The following is a 26,258-nucleotide window of genomic DNA, read 5'->3' on the forward strand; positions in this document are numbered from 1 at the left end:
ACGCTATCAAATATCATTTAGTTACAGATTTTTTTCTAAATTTAAAATTTATTTAATAATAACATAAATACATTATATACTAAATACTCCGATAGAAGAAATTTAAAAAAAAAGCCCCAACTTTTAACATTGTATCATTATGGGGCTTGACATATAACCTTTGAATCAACTATTTTGAATCAAAATGAAATTTCCTAATCACAATTGCTGCATTTAATACCTTATTTAACAACAATAAATGATTTAATATCAGTTACAGTTGGAGAAATCATTTGAATAAAATAGATTCCGCTGCTGAATTCCGAAAGATTAATATTTAACTCTTTTAAACCTGTTGTGTTTTCAAATGAAAATGATTGTATTACTTCTCCTAAAGGATTGAAAATAACAACATCAGTTTTACTAATTTCTATCAAATTCAATACGACATTAATTTCAGATTCAGCAGGATTCGGGCTTATACTATTGATACCTGCAGTTCCATGAGGATTGAACAATCTTGTCCCACCCTCCTGGCAGATACCAAGTAAATTAAATACACCATCAATTTTTTGGATATTAGCATCAGCACCTAATGTTTTAATTTCTGTAATCTCAAGTAAAGTGCTCTCAGCATCGCCCAAACCGGCTGTAAAATTGATATTACCAAGAATGTTTCCTTGTGAAAGTGGAATATTTTTAATTTCAATTTCTGCATAGTCATCGTCAATCTCAACTGCAGCAATTCCTTTTGGAGCAAGAAGTGTACGGTTAAACTTAATTTTGATATCAAATCCGGTTATACCTGATTCAGCAAGATTTACAGCATTATTAATTTTTAGTGGAACGATTACTGTTTCGCCGGAAAAAGCTGATATATCAGGTATTTCTATAACAGCACCAACGGAGCCTGCAATACCTTTTATTTTTGACGTAAATAACCTACTGCATTCTTCAACTTCAAAAATAGGATCAATAATTATTTCTCCAACTTCTTTGGGTGTATATCTGACAGGTAGTTCAAAATAAGTACCTGATGAAATTTTAATTGGAAAAATAGAATTTTCTACTTCAAATGGTGGAATTATGTTGTTAATAGATAATATAGTTATATCGCGAATTCCTGAATTATCAAGTATTATAATTCCATCTCTAAACTGACCTACAAATGAATTAATCGTAATGTCTTCAACTTTTAACTCAGGGTTCTTTATATGTGCAGTAATATTAATATTATACTCATAGCCACAGATTGCATCTTTGACAGTAATAATTTCTGAAATAAACTCTTCATTTTGAGAAGATTTTAGTTTTAATTGAATAGGCTGCTGTTGATTTGGACTAATGCCAAAGATATTTGACGATAATTCAAATTTATCTGAAGAAACTATTACAACATCAGAATAGATTGTACCGCGATTATTAATAATAAGTACTGTATCTTTTTCCTCACCCGGACATATAAATCCTAAATCAATATAGTTCAGTTCGGGCTTAATACTAACACTATCTTTCCTTGCAAAAATTGGTATAATTAATTCCGAATTTGAAGCTGAATTTGACTTAATAAATATTTCAGCATTTTTCTCACCAGGACTATTAGGCTGGAACAGTATATCAAACTCAATTACATCGTTTTGCTGTATTGTTATCGGAGAACTTGTTAAAACCATAAAATCTTGACTGTCAGCACCATGAATAGATATTTCATCAATTAACAATGGATTAATTCCGGTATTTGTTAGCTCAATCTTACCGATAGAACTTGACTCACACACCAAATCATCCATTTTTAAATAATCGAATAAAATTCGCGGGCTTAAATCTACTCCCAATCCAAATAATTGAATAACCGCCGGGCTACCCGGTCCATCGTAGTGAAATTCAAGATTACCGCCTGTCATACCAGCTTCACGAGCGAAAAACCTTAAATCCATAAGTTTCTCTTCACCGGGTTTGAGCTGGAATGGTCCGGCGCCTGAAATCGTTGTAAAATCAGTATCATTAGGCTTTGCATGTCTGGTTTCAAGTACATAAAGAGTCATATTGCCGATATTTCTTATAGTTTGCACCTGAATAGTGTCTTTTGTATCACCAACTTGAATAATACCAAAATCAATGAATGGGTTTATAACCTGCACAAGTGGTTGAACTCCAGTGCCACGAATAGTATGATAGAGTGTATCGGATTGAGTAACAATAACTATTTCAGCATTATGAGAACCAATCCTTTTTGGTTTGAATCTAAATTCGGTATACATTGAACTTTGAGGTTCAACAATATATTTAGGTAAACCGGAAACAATATCGAAAGCATCGGCATCTGCACCCTTGAAATATATTGTATCAACCTGAAATTCGTAGCTGCCTGTATTACGAATATAATTTTCGATTAATGAATCTTTTACAGAGCCAACCATCACTTGTCTCATATCAACATTCTGAGATGCAGGTACAGGCATTACAATTGAAAAATGAGCATCTGATACATCAGACTGAAGCATATCAAACTTAATTCTCCATAGGAAGAGGTCATCTGACCCACGGCTTGTAAGTGACCTTGTTCCAAATTCTGACACACTCTTAAAGCTACCTGTCGAAACTACATTTCCGGCTTGGTCAAATGTTATACCATAACCGGTATCATCTTCAGAGCTCCCAGCATTTCTTGTCCATAAATGATCGCCTCTTGCAGAATATCTCGACGTGAAAACATCTCTCCCACCCCGGCTGCTTATCTGAGTATAGCCAAAAGTTGCATTTCCGTTAAAATATCCTGTTAAAGCAACTGCCCCATCATAATCTGATGTTACACCTAATGCCATATCCTCAGTATTGCTACCCAAATTACGTGCCCACAGAAATTCCCCTTGTTGATCTAATTTTGCTACAAATGCATCAAAATCACGGCTTGCTAAAATTTGTGAACCGAAACGAGCAATTCCTTTGAAACCACCGGCAATAACCGGACTACCAAAGCCATCAGAGCTAACTGCTAAACCATAGTCAACCCCAACTCCACCTGCACTGCGTGCCCATTGAACTAAACCATCAGGATTAACTTTCGCTATAAAAATATCTTCTTCACCGGAGCTTGTAATAATCTGATTGCCAAATTGTGCGCTAAGCCTGTAATCACCTACAACGATAGTATTACCAAAGTTGTCATCGGTTATGTCTCTGCCGATGATATTGCCCGGACCTGAGCCCTTGATAACCCATTGCAATAATCCGGCAGTATTATATTTTGCAATGTATGCATCGTAACTCTCTCCGCTTGTAAGGTCTTCATAAGCAAATTGAGCATTGCCATAAAAAGCACCTGTAATTGTAGAATTACCATATCTATCTACTGCAATTCCTCCACTAAAGTCACGTCCTTTACCACCGGCACTCCGAGCCCATTGCAAATTTCCGTTCGCATCCATTTTAGCGATAAAAACATCTAAGTCGCCTCTGCTATCCAAAATATATTGATTGCTGAAAGTAATTCTGCGGCTGTATTCGCCTGTGAAATAAATATTATCATTTTCATCAATTGCAACATCTTTTCCATAATCATTTCCTGCACTTCCAAAAGCTCGTGCCCAAATCAGATTACCGTTATTATTAAATTTCAAAACAAAAATATCTGAACCGCCACGATTCTGTAAAAATCTGTTGCCTATTGAAAATGATGCTGAAAAATACCCGACAATTATTAAATTTACGGCATTATCTTTAACGATTCTTCTTGATATATCAAGTCCCGTGCTTCCTCCGCTAATTGCAGTCTCCTCAAATCCGGCGAAACTTTGCTGAGTAACCCTAACAAGACATTGGTCACTTGGTGTTCTTGGTATGTTATTCCAATCATATTTAAGACCTGTAGCCAAATTTGTAATCACATCCCAATTATTACCTCCGTCAGTTGTATATTCAATCATTACAGTATCGAGTGGAGTGATTCCTTCCCATGTTATTACAGTATCAGAACCAACTACAAACACCTCGCCACCGTTTGGATGAACAACTTTTAAAGTTGGCTTCGGAGGCGGTTTTCCGGGCCAGCCACCACTTAAGTACATTATTTCAGGACATTTTTCATTTTGAACATTTAATTCACCATAAGTATACGCACTGTCACGAGGAATAAAACTAACGGTAACTGTCCTTGATTCACCTGCTTTCAGTGAAAATTTAGTCGGATTGACAGTAAAAGCATTATTGCTTCGTAAAATATCTGCAACATCAAAGTCACTGTTTATTGCTGTAACTTCAACAATTGTATCTTTTCTTACATTAGGTCGGATACCACCAAAATTAATTGAACTCGGCTCAATTAATAATTTTGCTATTGAATTGGGAGGAGCTGGATAAGTAGTACTAAATGTCCTTCCAAATCGATTGATTGAAATACTGAGAGCAATATCAATCGGTTCGCAAACTGTTTCGCTTAACCATTCTATAGTACAAGGAGAGTCTTCGCCCTGTTCAAGCTCTAAAATTTCTTTATAAATATTGTTTGCCTGCTCTTCTGTACGAATATTATCAAACCATTTTCCGCCAGATTTTTCTGCAAGTTCTCTCATTTCTTTCTGAATACTCATTCTAATGGCAACAGAGTAAATAGTTGCCTCCTGCTCAGATGCTCCAAGCAAGATTTCATCAATTAGTGTTTCTGTAGTGGGCTTTCCATCAGAAAGAAATACGATAACTTTTTTGTTTGCTTTAGGTCTCAACATAATCAAAGAACCATGCTGAGGTTCGATGAAACCGGCATTATAATTAGTCCACCCGTACTTATTATAAAAAATACCGTCCACACCTTTGAGTAAACTTTCTTTGTTATTTGTAAATCCCGTCACAAGATGATTCTTTTCATCAAATGCAGTTATCGCTATTTCAGTTCTGTTATTTCGTACACCTGTTATAAATGACCTGGCACCAGCTTTGGCAAGTTGAATGTTTATTCCACCCATCGAACCGGAGGCATCCATAACTAATACTGATGAAAGTGCTCTTGCAGGCTTTACATCAGGACAAGATACACTAAAAATATCTCTTGTTACTCCATTTTCAGTTACAGTAAAGTCTTCATCTGAAAAATTGGTTATATAATTTCCATCAGCATCAAACATATAAAAGTTTGCACGCATAAGAGGAAAGTTGCTTGCATCAATATTGAATACTGTTAAAACCTGTGACTTTAGGGTCAGACTTAACATTATCCAGAGTGATGCTATTGTAAATATCTTGCCCATATTTTAATCCCCTGATTGCACCATCAAATTAAAAAATTCTTTTCTTTAATACAATAATAAACTACTTTACAAAATTACGATTTAATTGTTTTATTCTTGTAATTTTCTTAACAAATATTGAACTTAAGTCATTTTTTTTTCAATTTTACAAATATTTTATAAATTATATTGGATTTAGGTCAATATTCTGATTAATTTGAAAATTTTTAAAATTGATTAAAATGGACTTCTGAATAATATTTGTATAATTTAATGGAATTAAATCGTTCATTCTAAATATAATTTGCATTAATTAGATATTTTTGTTAAATTTAAATCTTTAGTATTGGTAATTTGGAATGAAGATATGAAAAAACTTGTTACTCTTTTTATATTATTGGCAATTATACCACTTTTTGCGGATTCTGCAGAAGAGCACCGCCGAGCAAAAGAGGCTTTTAAGAGATATATGAAAGCTGCTCATCCACTTCCTGAAACTGTTAAGAAAATTGAAATTGGCGATGCTTTTTTATCTAAAGAAAAAAAACTGCCAAAATTTCTGAATGTTGATGCAACAATTGATGAATTGGCTTCAGAACCAAATAAGATGCAGAATGAATCATCAATTGCTGTTAATCCTAAAAATCCAAACAATTTAATCGCTTCCGCTGTTGATTATCGGGCAAACTCATCTACATGGGTCTATGTATCGAGCGACGGCGGTTTAACATGGAGAAATCTCAACCTTGGAAAACCATATCCAAACTGGCGTTCTACAAATGACCCGTCAGTATATTTTGATACTGAAGGTGTCGGTTACTTATGCTATGGCGGGTTTGGTGATGTACTAAATTCTGATGCCGGTTTAGTTGGAGAAAATGGAGTATTCATTGCTAAAACAACCGACGAAGGTGTTACTTGGAAAGCCCACATTCCGGTAATTATACATTTGGGTAATCAAACAATGGATTCCACTTTTGAAGACAAATATTATGTGCAGGTAGATAACTCTCTTCAATCGCCTTACCACAGACATGTTTATGTCCCATGGAAAAGAGTGACACCAAGGGATTCTGCAACTCAAATTGTGATATCTAAATCAACAGATTTAGGTGAAAGCTGGTCTGAACCGGTAAACGTAAGCCACCGCCTTCCCGGTTCGAGTGAAGATACAACTTACGGACAAAGCTTCCCGCTTGCTTCGACCGGTCCGAAAGGAGAGCTTTATATTGTTTGGAATCATGGGATAGAACATGGCGTAGGATTTTCAAAATCTTACGATGGTGGCAAAACTTTTACAGATCCAAGAATAATCCACCGATATAACATCTTCGGTGAAACTCGGTTTCTGACCGGTCAGGGTGGATACAGACACACTGTCAAAGAAGTCGTCAGAGCTGAAACCTATCCGGTTTTGATTACCGATATTACTGACGGTCCAAGACGAGGAACTCTTTATCTTTGCTGGTCAGGTGATAATTATCCAAATGTCTATTTTTCAAAATCAACTGATGAAGGCGAATCCTGGTCAAATCCTGTGATTGTTCATTCGGATACAACAAATGACCAGTTCTGGCAGTGGATGAGTATTGACCCACTTAATGGTGACCTTAGCATAATGTATCTTGATAGTCGGAATGACGCTGAAAATATTATGGTTGAGTGTTATGTCAGCTATTCAAGCGATGGAGGCAATACCTGGATTGACAGAAGAGTATCTGATACTCAAAGCGACCTAAGACTCAATCCTTTTTCAGGTAGGTCATTTGCAGGAGATTACAGCGGAAGTGCATTCTATGATGGTATAATTTATCCGTCATGGGTGGATATGCGAAATGCTGTTTTCAATATTTCGGATAGTGATATTTTTACAGCAATCATAAATATAAGAGCACCTGAACCCCCTGACAACTTTGAAAATATCTCGGATTTTGCTAATCCGCTTGAGCTAAATTTTTCATGGGAACCTCCAACTAAAAGAGCTTTCGGACAAGAACTTAAGCCTGAAGATTTTGTGCACAAGCTAATGAGGGATAATAGAATCATCGCAACTCTGGATGGGAATGAAGACAAATTCAGTGATACTGATGTTGAGCCTTTTAAAATGTACGAGTATCAGATTTATGCAGTTGCCGGAAAAGATTCAAGTATTGTCCGTGAATTAATTGCCTATCCGGGTGGTTCTAAGCAGCCAAATGCTCCATCTATTGTGACAATTGAAGGTAATTTAAGCAATAATGTTTCTATGGAAATTAAATTGCCGACTTTGAGAACAGATAGTATAACTCCAATTGTAAATCTCAAATCTGCAAAAGTTTACAGAAATAAAACTGCAATCGGGTCTATTACTTTAACGCCACAGGACACAGGCAAAACTATTCAATTTTCTGACAATCCTGCCGAACTTGGTTTTTACAGCTACAAAGCCGGCATAAGTGACTTTTTTGATATATTGCAAGAAGAAACTGTAAGCGAGTTAAGCCTTCCTAAAGCAGTATTCACAGGGTCCAGTGTTGAATCAGTCAGAGAAGACTTTGAATCAATTCCACTACCATATTATTTTATTTCCGGTGATTGGGAAGTAACTGATGAAGTTGCTGCTGTAGGCTCAAAATCAATTAGTAATGCCCCTTTCCGGCAGCACGGAAATCTGCAGTTTGATACATTGATTTTTTTACCGGTTGCAATGCCGGAAAAAGATGATTTATTCATGACATTTATGCACATTTGCTCAGTTCCTGCAGATGATTCTGCTTTAATTGAAATTTCGTATGATGATATGAAAAGCTGGCAGCCTCTTGCAAAATACAACCGAAATATGTACCCTGATTGGAGCAATAATTCAGTTTCCAACAGCGATTGGAAATTTGAAAGGTTGTTAATTCCGAATATGGAATCAGCCCAAAGAGTATTTGTCAGACTACTTTTTGAATCAAATACATTCAGAAACGGCAACGGCTGGTATTTGGATGATGTTGTTATTGGTCAGAAATCAGTATCGGTAAGTGACGAAATGTTCTCTGAATCAATTCGTGTATTTCCTAATCCTGCTCAGGATTATGTAAAAATTATTTCCGGAAATGGTGAATTTTCCCGAGTCAAGATTTTTAGTATCCATGGTTTGCAAATACTGGATTATATTTCAGATAATTCTCAGGATATTACAATTGATTTACCAAACTTTGCCAGCGGCTCTTATTTTGTCGAAATTACTAACGATAACGGACAAAAAATCAGAAAGATATTATTCATAAATAAATAGTTCCAAATTATTTTAGGAGTTTGAAATGAGTCTAATGGAAAAGTTTTCAACCGATGAGATTGAAAATCTCAAACTATCGGTTATACGTGTATTTAATTACATTGCAGACATTGATGGTAAAATTGACAAAAAGGAAGTCACAGCAATTGAGACATTCCTTAAAAATATTCGAAAGTTCAATAGTGAATTATTGAATGAATTATTCGTTGAACTTCCGGTAATTGGTATTCTCGAAGAGAAAAGAAGTTTGTCAGGACTTGGAGACAGAGAAGGTTTGCGATATATTTCCGCTCTATTGGATAGAAAAATTGATAGAGAAGAAGCTCTCAATTTTAAGAAATCACTTATAGCTTTAGGATATTTTGTTGCAGACTCGTCAGGTAGTTTTTTTGAGCATAACATTTCCGATGATGAAAATTCAGCTCTTAATTCTATAGCAAAAGATTTGGATTTAAGTTTGAGAGAGATGATAAGTACTAAGCAAATACAAAGGTTAATTGAATCAATGGGTTAAACTACTCAGTTTTTAATCCAAACTGAAAATAATATCCGATGCTGATAGTCTCGATTTCGGAAAAACATATTGTTACGCTGAGCGAAGTTGAAAAATATAAATATTTGGAAAATATATTCTTTAACTTCGCTCAATCTTATATAATAAATCGAATATTGCAGCCAACCAAAACAAATTACTAATCTATATATCAGCCTAATCCATCAAGATTACCTTTGACAACTTCTAAGGAATTTGTAAGGTTTGCTAATTTCTCACGTTCATTATTAACAATTTCCGGAGCAGCATTAGTAACAAATTTTTCATTTGACAGCTTCTTTTCTGTGCTGGAAATTAAATTTTTAAGTCGCTCAATTTCCTTATTAAGTCTATTTTTTTCGGCTTCTATATCAATTAAGTCACCAATTGCGAGATATATTTCATTTTCGCGAACAACTCCACTAAGAGCAGGTTCGGGCTTTTGAATATCTATGCCAGCATTCAAGTCAGTGCATTTCGATAAAAGCTCGATTACATTTTTTTGATTATTAATAAATTCAAGTGCCGCTTCATTTTTGAGATTAATTGAAAGCGGAACTTTTTTAGAAGGTGGAATATTCGCTGTAGATCGCAATTTGCGAATTTCTTCGATTATACTTTGCAAGAGTTCAAACCCTGTTTCTATATCCTGATTAATCAATTCAGAATTTAATTTTGGTGATGAAGATTTAGAAATACTTTGCTTTCTATCGGCAAGTAAGTACCAAATTTCCTCACTTATAAATGGCATAATCGGATGAATAAGTTGTAAAATATTTTCATAAATACCAATAGCTGTATTCAAAAGTCTGACCTTATATGCACCGTCATTGCTTTGATTTGACTGAATTTTAATAATTTCGACATACCAGTCGCAGAAGTCACGCCATATAAAATCATAGAGTATTTTTGAATAATCATTGACTTTGAAATTATCAAGAGCAAAATTAATATTTTCAATAGCAGTATTCAATCTGGAAAAAATCCATTTATCCGAAAGAGTTAATTCATCAAAAATTAATATATCATCAGATTTAATATTGAATTCTTCAGAAATTTGGTCTCGTTTCATTATTAGAAATCTGCCTGCATTCCAGATTTTATTACAGAAATTTCTTCCTATTTCGATTGAAGGAATATCCTGAGTTTCGACATTAACATCCATTCTTACATCCTGACCCAATGGAGACATATAAACCATTGTAAACCTTACAGCATCAGCTCCGTATTTATCAATCACGTTCAGCGGGTCAGGAGAATTTCCAAGTGATTTGGATAATTTTCTCCCCTGCCCGTCACGAATCAAACTCGTGAAATAAACATTCTTAAATGGAATCTCATTTTTGAAATGGAGAGTAGCCATTATCATTCTTGCAACCCAGAAAAATATAATATCGGGTGCAGTAACGAGCAAATCTGAAGGCAAGAATTTACTGAGTAAGGGGCTTTCCTCATTTGTACCGTCTGCAAGCCAACCCATTGTCGTCAGGGGCCATAGCCACGATGAAAACCATGTATCAAGTACATCTTCATCACGTCTTAATGTCACAACGGCATCAAGCCCAAGCTTTTTCCTTGCATCTTCAGGAGAGTTTGCAGCAGTAAATCTGCCGTCTTCGGTATAATAAACCGGTATTCTGTGTCCCCACCATAATTGACGGGATATGCACCAATCCTTGATATTTGTAAGCCAATGCTCGTAGGTCTTAACCCAATGATTTGGATGGAATTGAATTCTGCCATCCTGAACTGCCTGAAGAGCCTTTTCGGTAAGAGGCTTCATCTTGACAAACCACTGGTCACTTAAATAGGGCTCAACCGGCTCTCCCCCACGCTGTGAAAAACCAACATTATGGGTATATTCTTCAATTTTCTCTATTAAATCTTTTTCTTTCAATTTATCAACAATTTTCTTCCTTGCTTCAAATCTTTCTTGTCCGGCAAATTCACCGGCAAAATCGTTTAAAGTGCCGTCAGGATTTATTGAATTGATTATCTCCAGATTATGTCTTTCTCCGACTAAGAAGTCATTTGGGTCATGTGCAGGAGTGATTTTTACGCAACCTGTTCCGAAAGCAGGGTCAGCATATTCATCAGCTATAACCTCAACAAGTCTTCCACAAAGCGGTACGCGAACTTTACTGCCAATCAGGTGCTTATATCTTTCATCATTTGGATTTACTGCAACAGCGGTATCACCAAATATTGTTTCAGGTCTGACGGTAGCAACCATCAGATAGCCAGAACCATCTTCATAATAATATCTCATTGTATAGAGATGTTCTTTCACCTCACAAAATTCTACTTCTTCATCTGAAAGAGCAGTCATTCCCATTGGAGACCAGTTAATAATCCTTTTGCCACGATAAATCAAACCTTCGTCAAAAAGTCTGATGAATACTTCGTTTACAGCATTACTTGGAGCTTCGTCCATTGTAAAAATGGTTCTGTCCCAGTCAGGCGAAATACCAAGTTTTCTTTTCTGGTCAAGAATAATTCCACCATATTTTTCACGCCACTTCCAAATTCGCTCAACAAATTTTTCTCTGCCTAAATCATATCGGCTGAGTCCTTCTTTTCGGAGTTCAGTTTCAAGCCTTGCCTGAGTAGCAATTCCTGCATGATCAGTTCCAGGAAACCAGCATGATTCAAATCCATCCTGTCTTTTACGTCTGATGTATAAATCCTGTATTGTCAAGTTTAAAATATGTCCGAAATGTAATATACCGGTTATATTCGGAGGTGGCATAAGTATGCTGTATGCAGGATTATCAGACATTTCGTCTGTATTAAACAATCCTTTATTTATCCACTCTTCATAAAATTTACTTTCTGAATTTTGTGGTGAATATGCTTTTGGAAATTCTATTGACATAAATAATCAAACTTTTAGTAATTTTGCAAAATAATAATTTGCAAAATAGCAATATTTCTGCAAATTTCAGCATTATTATGAAAATTTTCTTCAACTAAAATTGTAAATTAAAATTTGAATAATTATTATTCTCAAATTAAATTTCAACACAATTTCATAATATCCGTCTTAGAAATTAATAATAAAACAACTGAATAACCTATGAAAAATACATTAATTCTGTACATTATAATTGGAATGTTATGCGAGATTTCGGCTTTTGGTCAGGAATTTAATTCTTACTTAATTAAGTATAAAGGAAATCCAACAAAACTCAGTAGCGAGCTTTCAAAAATTGGAATAAATCAAAAACCTGCGATAAATTTCAATGATATGACTAAAAATAAAGATAGCGAAATTTTGCTAAATGCCAATCAAATGGAAGCTATTTCTGAACTTGGAAGTTTTTATCTGATTCCTGCAGGTGATTTCAGCAAATTGGCAAAAGTATATGAATTGCTTGGCAACGATGAAAATTTTATAAGTTTAGAGCCAAACTACATATTCAAAATTCATAAAGACGATTTAAAACCGAATGATTCACTTTATAATCAATTATGGTGGATTCAGGCTGTAAATACCGAAAAGGCTTGGCGAACATCAACAGGCGAGGGCGTCATAATCGGATTGATTGATACAGGAATTGATTTTAATCATCCTGATTTGAAAGACAATTTATGGATTAATTCAAAAGAAGATTTGAACGGGAACGGTACTTTTGAACCATGGCCACATACAGAGCAGCGTAATGGAGTTTTCGGTGATTTGAATGGCATAGATGATGATGGTAATGGATTTATTGATGATGTAATAGGATTTGATTTTGTTGACCAGGATTTTGCTAATTTCGGTGACTTTTCAAATCCTGACCCTATACCCGATGACCAAGGTGAACACGGTACGCTTGTTGCCGGAGTTATGAGCTCAACACGGAACAATTCAATAGGAATAGCGGGTATTGCTTTTAACTCGAAAATCTTGACAGCCAAAGCATTTGATATAACCGGTAATGCAGAGTCTGATGATATTGCAAGAGCTATTGTTTACGCAGTTTTAAACGGTGCTAAAGTCCTGAATTTCAGCTTCGGGGAAAGGAATGAATCGCCGATAGTACATGACGCTATCAAATTTGCATACTCAATGGGCTGTGTTATGATTTCTTCTTCAGGGAATAATGGCTGGAATAATCAGCATTATCCAAGCGACCATCCTGAAGTAATATCAGTCGGTGGCATTGATGAAGGGCTTGTTAGAGCAGGTAGAGCTAACTATGGCTCTATGCTGGATATTGTTGCACCTTCACAAAATATTCTAACAACTGATGTCGGTGGTGGCTACAAAGTTACAAATGGTACATCACTTGCTGCACCGGCAGTATCTGCTGCGGCGGCACTTATTCTTGAAAAAAATCCCAACCTCTCACCTGCCGAAGTTCGTGGAATAATCCAGATGTCAGCCCAAAGAATAAATAATCCCGTTTGGGATGTTTTCTATGGTGCAGGAATTCTTGATATAGGAAATGCTGTGATTGCAAGCGGCAGTTCAGTATTTGAAATTAACTATCCAAAAAATGAACAATATATAAATATTTCCACAAATCCTGAAATATCAATCACTGGTACAGCTGCATCAAGCTTATTCGAAAGTTTCGATTTAGCAATTGGAGAGGGAATTATGCCTTCTCAATGGGTAGTTAAAACAGAAAAACAATTTTCTCAGGTAATTGGTAGTGAGCTTGGTACAATCAATTTAGTAGGTTTGAGAAACGGAATTCATACCTTGTCACTCAGAGTTTATCAAAAAAACACAAATATTATTGAAAGAAGAATATATCTTAACATTACTAACGATAATTCACCTTTAATTGTATCAAGTTTTAATGTCGAAAATGCTTATTATAACGATAAAAGAGTAGTTATTTTAGGTGCTTCTACAGATAGAAAATGTAACCTCATAGTTAGATATGGAAAGTCCGGTGAAGAACAATTCCGAGTAACAAGGCAATTTGACTTTAATTCAAGATATCACACAGTAGTCTTGGGGGATGACATCGAGTCTGAAATTGAGTATTCGGCAGAAGCAATATTTTTTACAAGTTCAGGAGACAGCACGAAGAGAAATTTCAATTTTATGAAGAAAAATGATGTTTTTAATACTGCAAATTTTGTGAGGAAGAATTATACATTACCAAGAACATACTTGCTCAATCAGGTAGAAGACCTTTATAATAACGGCAAAAAGCATCTTGCAATAAATGACCTCAGCGGTTTATTTATAGGTGATGCAGCAATTTATGAATTTGATAATAACTCTTTCAAACTTAAGGACACATCCCGTGAAGGTTGGATTGCTGCAGGAATTGGCGATTCAAACGGTGATGGAATTCCTGAAATTTTTGGTACATCTGATGGTTTAAGCACCATCAAGCAAGCAAATATTTACGGGAATAATCCTTTTGAAAAGGAATTATACCGGAGTCCTATAGACTCAACCTTCTGGGCTGAGCAAATATTCGATATAGACGGTGACGGTATTGATGAGCTGATTGGATATAAATTTGATTTAAATTTGCTAAATTATTATGCTGTTTACAAATTTATAAATGGCAATTACAGATTACTAACACGCGCCATTCTTCCCGGAACTTTAAATCAGGTGGCTTTGTCACGTGGCTCAGCAATAGCTGATTTCGACGGCGATGGAAGGTATGAATTAGTCTTTGCAAATACACGAGGACATTTATTCATATATGAATTTAATAATGGCACTTTGAATCTTGAGTTTGTTGACTCTAATTCTGTGGCAAGCAGTTCTCAATATATAGAAAAGCCTGATATTGACGGCGATGGAAAACCGGAAATTATGCATGCTTATGCCGGAAGTGTTAAATTATTTAATGAAAATGAGGTCGGAACGCCACTTTGGACTGTTCGATTGTTACGTTCAACCGCTCCCGACTCTTACGAAAAAGAATTTTGGAGCGATAATATCTATGGTGTCAGGTTAGGTGCAACCCGGCAAGGAGTGTTTTTCAGGAATGGAGCCTCTTTCGGCGATCTGAACATGGACGGAAAAGATGAAATCGTACTTTCGGCATTCCCAAATTTATATGTTTGGACTTGGGATTCAACAAATAGTAATATGAAGCCATTTTGGTACTATCCAACTACTTTATCGAATACCGCTGTAATTCATGATTTTGATGGAAACGGAGTTAATGAAATAGGCATTTCGACATTTTCCAATACATCATTTTTTGAATTTGATGTAAATTTCAACGGTCCTCATTCGCCAAAGAATTTTGAAGGTTGGGCAGAAAGTCAGACTTCAGCATTTTTTAAATGGGATGAAATTGAAAATGCCGAGGAATATGTTCTGTTTTTTGTGGACAGAAGTTCAAATCCACCACAGGCAATCGAGCAGGCAAGAACAAGCGGAACTGAAATATTACTTGATGGATTATCTGCAAATTCATACTACGAATTTGTACTGGCTTGTTATAATTCAAATCTTCCAAACGAAATCAGTGATTTCAGTGAAATAGTCGAAATAATTACTACACCTGAAACCAAACCAAATTCAATTAAGATTTTGAGCGACGAAAGTATAAATCTAAGCTTATCCGGAAGACTAAGTAGAAACAGTCTTGCGCCTGAATATTTTAGAATTTTTGATTCGGATGGTGTAATTTTTAGCAACTGCAAATCAGCAATAATAAGCAATGACAGTAATTTGATTCTGACATTTGATAAGAAATTTTTACAAGGCAATTACTCTCTCAGAAACTTTAGATTCAGCGATTATTTCAATAATCCTGTTCGGGAAAGCGAAATTATTTTTGAATATTTTGTGCCAATTGAGCAGCCTGAATTATATCTTCTAAGTCTTGAATTTGCATCTGAGACGCTTCTAAGAATTAAATTTTCAGAAAAAGTTGAAACAACTTCAGCCGAAATTGCAGAAAATTACAAAATGAATCCTATTGGACGAGTTTTATATGCAGAAGTTGACCAAACTGACAATCAATATGTACTTTTGAATCTCTCACAGGAAATCAGAAATCAGGGAGCTCGAGGCAGAAACTATACTATAACTGCAAATAATATTATCGCTGCTTCAGGCAACGAAATGACTAAAGGTGCAGGAAATACACTTGGTTTTGTTATTTCAAAAGACAATTTGAGAGATGTTTTCATTTATCCAAATCCTATCCGACAATCTGAAAATCCTGAAATATATTTCGCAAATCTGACTAATAGAGCTACGGTTACTATCATGACATTAGACGGATCAGAATTACTTACTTTAGTAGAAACTGACGGTAATGGCGGTGTCGAATGGGACGGACGTGACAGAAACGGCAACTTACTTCCAACAGGAATTTATCTTTTCAAGGTTGCCGGAGAAAATTCCGAGGGTTTAAACGTGTTTGAAGAGAAAGGTAAATTTGTAATACTACCATAGTCAAGTCCAAAAATAATGAAGTGAGTTCTTTTCTTAAATGAATAATCCATTTAAAAAAAGTGTATATCAACAAACCTCTAACCGCTATATCCGGTGGAAAAACCCGATTACAACCAGAGTTGTTTTATTTATTTACAATGGAATATTATTTTTAAATCAAGAAGACTTCAATCCTACTTTATATTTATAATATTCAACATCTCATTTTGATACTTAGATTTTAATAATATGAAATAGTTGCCTGAACTGAGATTTCGTAAATTAATTATTACCTCCGAATATTCTCGTCCCGGTCTGATTATACCACTTTCAGAAATAATTCCTGAAATATCAATAACTGAATATTCTACATCAACGTCGCCGGTTGAATTCATCTGAAACTTATAAATGCCATCATTTGCAAGGTCACCCGACTTAATTCTGAACCATGGCATCATAATAAATTTACTTAAAGCTACAGTTTCAGCACAGTAATCTGTAAGCTGAAGTTTGCCATTTTGAGTATCAATCATAATATCTTTATCAGTTGCAATATCAAACACGTCTATTTTGAGTTGCGTATTATCAGGAATTGAAGCCATTACAGTACCCAAAATCTTAAAAATTTCTCCGTTTGATTTGAGCAAATCTTTGGACTGATTTCCTGATACTGATACTTTTAAAACACCACTTAAGTAATCAAATTCAATTGGACTGTATAAATTATTCTGCCTTACACTCATAGCATTGGGATAAAAAAGATATTTATCAAAGCTAATTTGAATGTCAATTTGTTCGGCATTAATTCTCTCAATTCCTTCTTTCAGGTTGACGGAAATTTCAATTTGCTCGCCTGCTACTGCTTCATATTCATTTATGAAAACTAAATTTTCATACTTTTCTTCAAATACTGAGCCTGAAATATCAGCACTAACTGAATCCACACAAAGAGATGAATATTTTACCAATATTTCACCGCTATAGTCACCAAAATTTCCTGCTATAAATTGAATATCGAACTCAATATGTTTTCCGGAAGAAATCATTTGACCAAGAGGACTACCTATAAGAATAAAGTCAATCTCATTGCTTAGACTAATATCATCTATTTTTAAATCAGTCTGACCAACATTATGAATCTCAACTTTCAAGACAGGTTTCTGTTCTTCCCATTTTGAGCCAAAATCAATCGTTGTTGGTATAATAATTAATTCTGGCTTGATTATTTCTGCCTGGACATTAATCTCGAAATTATCCGGACAAACAACTGAATTTAAAACAAATTTACCTGAATAATTACCAACTTCTGAAAACAAATCCGGACTTACTTCAAGTGAAATTTCTGCTTCACCTCCTGATTCTATTGTCCATTTTTCTCCGATAATACTAAAAGCAGTATGCCCCTGATAATCAGAAAAAATAATTGTATCAGCTATTGAGCCGCTATTTATATATTTTACTGTTATTTGTTGTTTTTCGGAACAGAGTTCTAAATTCCTAAAATCAACATTGTGAATTTTGGGCGCAATATCAGACATTCTAAATTCACCGGTTAATAAAACCGAAAAGCTCTGCCCATCATCACCTATTGTAACGATATTAAGATTCGTCAAAAATATTCCTTCATTCTGCGGTAAAAATCTTAAACGAATTATAAAATCTTCTTCGGGCTGAAGTATAAGTGGTAATTCCGGTAAATTTAATATTGAAAATTCATTAATATCAGGTGAAAACGAAATTGAACTTATGGTATCAGGCGAAAATCCACGATTCGATATCGTAATATCAAAATATTTTTCTGATTTTTCGCATAAAGTCAAACCAAAATCAGCAGCTTTAGGGTTGACATCAACAAGTCGGCTAAAGCTGGATAAATCTAAATCAACATAGAATGTTTCAAGACACAAACCATCGGTTTCAATTACTATTCTGCCTTCAAGCTTTGATGCTGAAAGTGGTGTAAAATTGAATGTAAAATCTGCTCCTTGCTCAGGAAGCAGTACCATCGGAACTCCCGGACTGAAATTATAACTCCAGCCTTGGGGTTCAGGTTCAACTCTTATACTTTTTACATTTAAATTTATATCGCTTAGAGAATTAATTCTAACTGTTTCAGTCAAAATTTCGCCTGTTTTTACAATGCCTGTTATAACCTCAGGAATAATATCGAGCTCATTCGATACTACTCTGCCATTAATTATCAGATATGTTATTTCATCGCATGGCTCAGCTCTAATTGCAATTACTTCCCTGAATTCACCTTTTTTAAGGGCATTATAAGAAACTCTTATTGAAACTGAATCATTGCCTCTGATTCGGCGATTAATATCTTCAATCGAGACTATCATTTCGCCGGGAATATCCCTAATGCTTAATATTGCATCGAGGTTTCCGCTATTCTTTAGTCTGACAGTTTGCAACTTAGTCAATCCAAGGCAAATATCACCAAAGTCAATAAATAATGAATCAATTAGCTCGACTCCGTTTGAATTGCCTGTTAAATTAATAATATATGGATTTTTATTACCGTTTACTTTTGTTGAATCATTATTAACAAGAATTATTTGACAATTCTCATTTCCATATTTTTCCGGTGAGTAGGAGATTAAAATCTCTGCAAATTCATTTCTTTGAATTTTTACAGGATATGAATTTTGATTTATCCATCCAACAATCGAAAAACCACTTAAAGTTGGTTCTAATCTGGCACCATCAATATTGAGAATATCATTGCCAGTGTTATGAATTTTTATAGTGTCAATGATAGTTTCAAGACATTCGCTTGTAAAATCTGTTTTACCCGAATGACTTATAATTGGTGATACTCCATAAGCTCGAATCGTAATAACTGTATCTTTATAACAAGGGTCAAGCGTAACTCTGAATTTCGTTTCAAACCAACCGGTATCAGGAAGCTGAATTGCAAATTCAGAGTTTGTAACAGGTTTGGTAAGCGGATATGGAATTGGTGACATATTTCTGATAAAATTTGTGCCTTCAATTTGTCTGATATCAAGAATTGACTCGCCATCTCCTTCTAAAAACCATGGTAAAGCAATGATATTCATAGTATTACAAACAACACGGTTTTCAATTATCAAATCATTTTGAGGAAATGCTGTAACTTTACTTACTTTTCCAACCAAATAAATATATTTAATAACTTCCTGAGAAGTTCCTGGATGTACCGTAATTTTCAATCTTGCTAAATGGTCATTCTGATTTTTGGGTGTATATCGAACAGAAATTCTTGTATCAGAGCAGCCGGGTAAATAGAAAAATTGCTGTGGCGTAATCAGTTCGAAATTACCATCGGAATCATCAATTATTTCAAATTCGGAATATGCTTCTATAAATGACAGATGTTTAATTAGTAAACTATCAGATTTTGAATCACCAAGGCATAAATCTTTGAAAAATAATGAATCTTTGGTAAAGTCATATTCTGGTGGCGACAGCTTGTAAACTCCACTACCGACGACATATCCGAGATTTGGATGCACAAACCAGATATCATCAAGATTACCGTCTTGCCGTATTCCACAGTTACGAGTTTGCCATGAAAGTCCTCCGTTAGTCGTTTTAAGTACACTTCTTCCATCTCCGCAAGCCCATCCGTTTTGAGCATCAAGCAAATATGTCCCGAACATAGCAAATCCTGTCTGATAAACATTCCAGGAATTTCCCATATCTGTAGTAAATCTCATACCACCGTCTCCGCCCTGACCTGAGCAGTTTGTACCGGCATAAGGAAGTAGAAAAGAAGAACCGCTGTTAGTAATTTCCTCGTGCCAGACATTTGAACCGGTTGATGTAAAAATAGCCCAAGTTCTACCTCCGTCAGTGGTTCTCCAAAGGTTTCCGCTTGAGACAGCATAGCCTAATCCGTTTGGTTCGAATAGAAGTAAATCTGTTAAGCCTGAATTTGGCTCACTTGCCGTGAACAACGTCCAGGTCTGTCCTCCATTTTCAGTGCGGTAAAATCTCTGCTGACCTATACAACCACCACCAATAACTAGACCGACATTCTCATTTACAAAATAACAGCCCCAGTAATCAGCAATTGTTTCAGGAGTGATATTTGACCAGCTTACCCCGCCGTCGGTACTTTTGAAAATGCCTGCCGGACCGGAAGTATAGCCGATAGTTAGTGTTGGAAAATGTACATGCTCCAGATGATTAGCTCCATTTACTATAGAGCCAGACCACGAATCGCCGGCATTAGTTGTTCTTATAACCATTCCGCTGAAACCACAAACCCAACCATAATCAGGATTTGACGGATGAAAATATACATCTAACCAATAGTTAGTCCTGAATGGTGCAGGAATATTTTCAAACTCTTTCCAATACTGCGATTTTGCAGAAAAAATTGTAATTAATAACAGAATAAATGTAGTATAAAATCTTTTCATTGCATTTCCTTTTTATTTTATACTAATTTAATAAAAAAAAACTTAAAATACAATTATTTTAATTTTATTTAATACAATAAGTTATAATCTCACTTCATTAGCATCACTTAAATATCAAGGATTCCTTAGCTATTTACTACCACAGAATACCATATATCTTAAGGCTGTATTCTTCGGAAAATTTAAAAAAAGTGCTTTTTGAGTTTTTTTTCTCTGCCGCATCTAAAATCTATTGCAATATTTTGAAATTCATCTCTTATACCAATAAAAACTACTCCTTATTGAAGCATCTTCAAAATTGTACCTGTCTTATCCTGAAATAGTTTGACATAAAACCGGAGCAAAAGATGTCAAATAAGAAAAAATTTCCAATTTTTTTCGACAGGCTGTGAGAGAATTTTTAAAAAAACAACATTTGAGAAATATTAAAAATCAAATCCCCCGAGCTTACTTACGAGTCGGGGGATTAGTAAAATATAGAAGCTACTTCATGCGAATAATTTTTCTTATGAACCTTTGATTTTCAATATCAATAATAACAGTATAATCTCCAATCGCCAAATTAGAGCCATCAAGTGAAATCTTCTTCAAGCCTGATTGAAGGAATCCTTCGTATAAAGTACTAACTTTGGCACCTCTGTTATCATAAACACAGATTACGACCTTGCTCTCAGTTTTTAAACTGAACTCCATTGTAAGTACATCTGAAAATGGATTTGGTCTCACAATAATGGATAAATCATCATTCATCGTTTCAATATTTGCTTTAGCTATAATTACAGCATCGGTTTTGTAATTCAGCCAAGATTGTGATTCTCCGCTGATAATGTCAGTCATTTCGAACAACTCTACATCATTCAATCTACCTGTTTTATTGTCGTAATGCTTTATCCGCAATTCGTTGTTGGCTTTAGCACCATCGCTTCCCGGGGATTGAGAATTGTTGCCCCAGATTGTAACTATTGCTTTTCCATCAAGGAAAATTCCTGATCCGAGAAGTAAATCAAATTCAGAATAAACACCTATTTCATTGCCATCCGGAACATCTGCAAATATAACAAGAGTAGAATTATTTCCGGTATTTGAAATTGCCGGTATTAGAATTTTTGGATGCTTGATTAAACTTTCATCCATAAGTGCACGCTTCCCTAATGAGTTTTGAGGATAAGTCAGAATAGAATTTTTACTTAAGTAAATCTGATATCCTTGACCCGGTTGCATATTACCAATATTATTAATGCCAAACATAGGAAGATATGTGCCACCGGAATTATTTTTTGCGATTACAAGTGCATCATCATCAGTCAATGTAGCCATAGCATCAACAATATTGAGTGGATTATTGCGAAGGTAGGAAACAATTTTCCAGCCTGACCCCAAAGCTATATTATGGTCTTCCGGAACAACTTCTGTACCGGCAATTACGAGCTCAACCGACTGAGAAGTGTAAACCTGATAGCCTTCGTAATTATGCCAATTTACTATATTATCAACATCAAATAATGGCAGATATGTTTTTCCGGCATTGTTCTTCACTAAGACTATGTTATCTTTAACATCATTCCAAATAGCGGGTATTGAAGAATCATCGGGTGCAATAAAGGATGAAATTAAATTCCATCCTGAATTTAATGTAATGATTTGTTCGTCACCGGTGCCGGTTGTTAATTCGTACTCAGTTCCATAAGAAGTGCCCAATGAATTTGTGGCATAAGCTCTGTAATAATACTTGGTACCTTCGGTCAACCCGGTGATATTACTGACAAAAACACCACCACCAGTACCATCAATGGTTTTATTATCTGTAATATCCGGATTTGGATTATCAGACCAACAAACACCTTTACTTGTTACTTCCAAACCACCTTCAGAAGTAACTTCGCCACCAGTTTTAGCTGATGTTGACCTTACATTTGTTGCAATTGTAGTTATAACAGCAGGAATATCGGTAATAATTACAGAATAATCTTCCGACTCGCCATAATCGGAATAATCGCAAGGATCTAAGTCAATATTATATACTATTCTTGCTCGTAATCTTGTTTTACCTAATTCTGCATCATTTGGAATTGTAATGTTCTTCAAAAATGTCTTATTGCCATCTGTGGAATTCAGTATAATCAATTCTTCTGTGTCGAATTCTTCATTTTGATTATAATCAATCCATACACCAACTTTATCACCATTATATTGAACAGGATTAGTCACTTTGATTTGATATTCAGCTCCTCTGACCACAGTAGTTTGAATATGTTTATAGTCAGAATGACCATTTAAAAGACCGCAACCTGATGTATTTGAAATTGTATTAAATTCAAATTTACCAATGTATTCATCGCACTCGTCAGTAAATGGGGCACAATAAATATCGGCAATTTCAAACATCCATTTGCCTGAAAATTCGTTTGCCCCTCCGGGCAGATTTGCTTCAACGTACCAATAGTACTTTCCAAGCACAGGTGTTTCATCGAATACATACATTGTATCATTTAAATTGATAATATCTTCATCAATAAAATCATAATTATCTGCAAAATGCAACTTATATCCTTCTGCATTCTGGAATTGATTCCATTTCAAAACTATATTACTTTGCATTATTGTTGCAAATTCAGGTTGTACAAGGTCAATTTTATTAGGTTTATAATTATGCGGTACTGCAAGAGCAGTAATTTCATTATTATTCTTGACATCAGATAGTTTCATAACCGAAGAGTTGTCAAAGTCAAAATATGAAATCTCGGAATTAAGATTGCTTTCCGAATCATAAAAATAGGAACTTAAATAAAGCATCTCATTATCAAGGTCATATTCCATACTTTGTGCAAAATTATAATCTGCATTTAAATCTTTCCAAAATGGGAAATCACCTTCCCATTTATCATATTGAAGAATATTATCATCTTCAATATCAATCATGAATAAATTTCCATCTTTATCACATGCCAAATTGATGAGTAGCATACCATAATCAAATTCTTGAACTAATTTAACTGATCCCGATTTTGGATTAACAGTATAAAAACTTTGACCATTCAGTCCGCCAACAGCCCATATAAGATTAGTTTCCGGGTCATAAGCCAGCCCGTTGACCGGTATATCGAAATTCATCACAATTGTTCTCTGACCATTGGTAGTGTCGTATGTCACTAATTTTAACGAACCGGTACCATCATCTTCAATACAATACCACTTTCCTTCGAACCAGGTCCCCCCTCTTGCAAAAACAGGTGATCGGTCTGCTGTCAAAAAGTTCAAATTAGTAGCGTCATTAATAATAAATGACAAAGGGCTAATTGGATCAGAATCTTGGCTGAATGCATTATAAGCGAATACTTTTGGTACTTTGTCAGGGTCAACAATATTAATTTCAAAATTGAATGTACTGTCACCAATAATACCTACATCAGTAGTAAAAGTTAGAGCCAGATTGGCTTTGGCAAAAGCCTTATTGATATTGTTTTTTACTTTTACCTTCAATGTATCCAATTTAATGCGTGAGTCTCCTGTGAATGTACAATTTCCGCTGCCGGATAGAATATTCAAAATATTCTCTTGTTGAGTAAGTTCGAAACTGACATTAGAAGAACCATAGAGAGGGTTAAAATTATCTGCATGAACTACAATTGATATATTTTCATCCGGAGCGTAATTATCCTTGTTGGGAATAAATTCAAAGCCAGCCGGAAGAATTTTCAATTTGTTTGTCATTTTCGCATTTGGAAATTCAAGAGATTTTTCAGCATTAATTCTTCCAAATCCCATTAAATTATTGTAATTACCAAGAGGAGATGAAATATCATCAGAATTAGCAAGAAGAATTTCAGTTAATTCATCATTAGTATAATCGTAATTATATGATTTCATCAATCCAAGAAGTCCGGCTACCAGTGGTGATGCCATTGAAGTACCCTGCATCACTTCATAACCGTTATTCGGCACTGTGCTTAGAATTCGAGCATCACCGAACCAATCACCTCCCGGAGCTGCAACATCCACCCAGGCACCATAGCTTGAATAATATGCTTTTGCGTCAGACTGAGCTACAGAACCTACTGACAGAACACCTTTGTAATCTGCCGGATATGTTCTTGTATTGTTGCTGTTATTACCGGCAGAGATTACAAGATATGATCCTAAAGATTTGACGTAATCAATAACTTCCTGATTAGCTTTTGAATATGAATATCCTCCCCAACTGCAATTAATTATGTCTGCTCCCATTTCTGCAAGGTAGATAATTCCGCTATATCCGTTAATGATTGAAGTTGAGCCTGAATTATTCCCATTTTTTGTTGGAAGATATTTTACATTCCACGAAATTGATGCTATTCCGGTACTGTTATTTGTTTTGGCTGCAGCAATTCCTGCTACGTGAGTACCATGTTTATTAGGAATGACCGCTTTTGGATTATTGGCAGCTGTACCATCATCAGTAACAAAATTCCAACCAATAAGGTCATCAACATAGCCGTTGCCATCATCGTCAATATCATTAAGGTCACCCGGGTCAAGTACCCACTGACCTCCGATATATTCTATAGTAAGACCATCGCCATCAGCATCTTCGCCTAAATTTTGGTATAAATTTTCTACTAAATCATTATGAGTCCAGTCAGTTCCGGAATCGCAAATACCTATCAATACAGTTGTTAAACCATTTTCACCTTTGTGAATATCCCAAGCTGCAGCAGCAGAAATTTTTCCAAGATAAAACTGGTCATTGTATCGTGTATCGTTTGGAACAGCAAAAACTCTGTCAATTGGCACAGGTTCAGCATATTCCACAAAATCAAACATGCTGAATTCCTGAATTATATCGTCAATATTTTGTGAAGGTTCAAAAACAATTCTAAAAATATTTTTTAAATTAGAATTATTAGTTCTATCGGCTGAGTTCAAATATTCAGAATGTTTTTTACTATTAACTTTGAATGCCTCTTCAATTCTTATTATACGATATTTTGGAATCAGAATATCAAGTTCCGGATTACCAAAAGATATTGCATAAAGATGCAAATTACTTTCATTTATAATATGCGGAATAATGTTATGATACAAAAATTTAACATAAATTTGATTGTCGAAACAATTTGTATCTTTAACTACATTTGAAGTATTTTTTGATTGCTGAGATTTGTTTGGCAATGCTGATGACTTCTGTAATATTTCTTCACTTCCGATATCGGATTGATTTTTCATTACAAGTAAATTATCTTTACTTAAGCGTTCTTTTTCGGACGATTTATTTTCATTTTTTTGAGAATAAACCAGCGTTTCTGAGCATATTGTGAAGAACACGAATAATGCTATAAATCTTATAAAAACAAACATAATTTCACCTCAAAATATTGTTAATATCCGATAATTCACAGCAAATCAAAAATACAAATATTTACTCAAAAATCAAATTAATTTTTAATTAAATTAAATTTTTCTTGTTATTTTTAAATATATTTATAAGTTGATAATTATTTATTAACCGAATAAC

7 protein-coding genes are annotated in these 26,258 nt (G+C 34.9%); 3 read left to right on the plus strand and 4 right to left on the minus strand.

The window, feature by feature from the left end:
- Nucleotides 1–221 precede the first annotated feature (221 nt).
- Nucleotides 222–5,222 carry a choice-of-anchor D domain-containing protein gene (locus KF896_04355; protein ID MBX3042930.1) on the minus strand — a complete coding sequence of 1,667 codons (5,001 nt, stop codon included), beginning with the start codon at nucleotides 5,220–5,222 and terminating at the stop codon, nucleotides 222–224.
- A gap of 346 nt (nucleotides 5,223–5,568) precedes the next feature.
- On the opposite strand from KF896_04355, the gene KF896_04360 reads away from it, so the two are divergent.
- Nucleotides 5,569–8,463: a T9SS type A sorting domain-containing protein gene (locus tag KF896_04360; GenBank protein MBX3042931.1), complete on the plus strand. Its 2,895-nt coding sequence runs from the start codon at nucleotides 5,569–5,571 to the stop codon at nucleotides 8,461–8,463.
- A gap of 25 nt (nucleotides 8,464–8,488) precedes the next feature.
- Complete coding sequence (locus KF896_04365) at nucleotides 8,489–8,977, plus strand: hypothetical protein (protein MBX3042932.1); 489 nt, start codon at nucleotides 8,489–8,491, stop codon at nucleotides 8,975–8,977.
- 190 nt (nucleotides 8,978–9,167) lie between these two features.
- On the opposite strand, the gene KF896_04370 is transcribed toward KF896_04365, so the two are convergent.
- Nucleotides 9,168–11,870: a valine--tRNA ligase gene (locus KF896_04370; GenBank protein MBX3042933.1), complete on the minus strand. Its 2,703-nt coding sequence runs from the start codon at nucleotides 11,868–11,870 to the stop codon at nucleotides 9,168–9,170.
- 201 nt (nucleotides 11,871–12,071) lie between these two features.
- Here KF896_04370 and KF896_04375 point away from each other — a divergent pair, with 201 nt between their 5' ends.
- Nucleotides 12,072–16,373, plus strand: coding sequence for a S8 family serine peptidase (locus KF896_04375; GenBank protein MBX3042934.1), 4,302 nt, complete (start codon nucleotides 12,072–12,074; stop codon nucleotides 16,371–16,373).
- Between the two features lie 173 nt (nucleotides 16,374–16,546).
- On the opposite strand, the gene KF896_04380 is transcribed toward KF896_04375, so the two are convergent.
- Entirely contained in the window at nucleotides 16,547–20,767 is a 4,221-nt protein-coding gene (locus KF896_04380; protein MBX3042935.1) for a hypothetical protein, read from the minus strand.
- A gap of 483 nt (nucleotides 20,768–21,250) precedes the next feature.
- Nucleotides 21,251–26,101: a S8 family peptidase gene (locus KF896_04385; protein ID MBX3042936.1), complete on the minus strand. Its 4,851-nt coding sequence runs from the start codon at nucleotides 26,099–26,101 to the stop codon at nucleotides 21,251–21,253.
- Nucleotides 26,102–26,258 lie beyond the last annotated feature (157 nt).

The organism is Ignavibacteriota bacterium, from assembly GCA_019637995.1.
Taxonomy (GTDB): Bacteria; Bacteroidota; Ignavibacteria; order Kapaibacteriales; family UBA2268; genus JANJTB01.

Bases quoted from the DNA above. Each gene is read 5' to 3' on its own strand.
- KF896_04355 (MBX3042930.1), bottom strand. From the start codon at position 5,222: ATGGGCAAGATATTTACAATAGCATCACTCTGGATAATGTTAAGTCTG.
- KF896_04360 (MBX3042931.1), top strand. From the start codon at position 5,569: ATGAAAAAACTTGTTACTCTTTTTATATTATTGGCAATTATACCACTT.
- KF896_04365 (MBX3042932.1), top strand. From the start codon at position 8,489: ATGAGTCTAATGGAAAAGTTTTCAACCGATGAGATTGAAAATCTCAAA.
- KF896_04370 (MBX3042933.1), bottom strand. From the start codon at position 11,870: ATGTCAATAGAATTTCCAAAAGCATATTCACCACAAAATTCAGAAAGT.
- KF896_04375 (MBX3042934.1), top strand. From the start codon at position 12,072: ATGAAAAATACATTAATTCTGTACATTATAATTGGAATGTTATGCGAG.
- KF896_04380 (MBX3042935.1), bottom strand. From the start codon at position 20,767: ATGAAAAGATTTTATACTACATTTATTCTGTTATTAATTACAATTTTT.
- KF896_04385 (MBX3042936.1), bottom strand. From the start codon at position 26,101: ATGTTTGTTTTTATAAGATTTATAGCATTATTCGTGTTCTTCACAATA.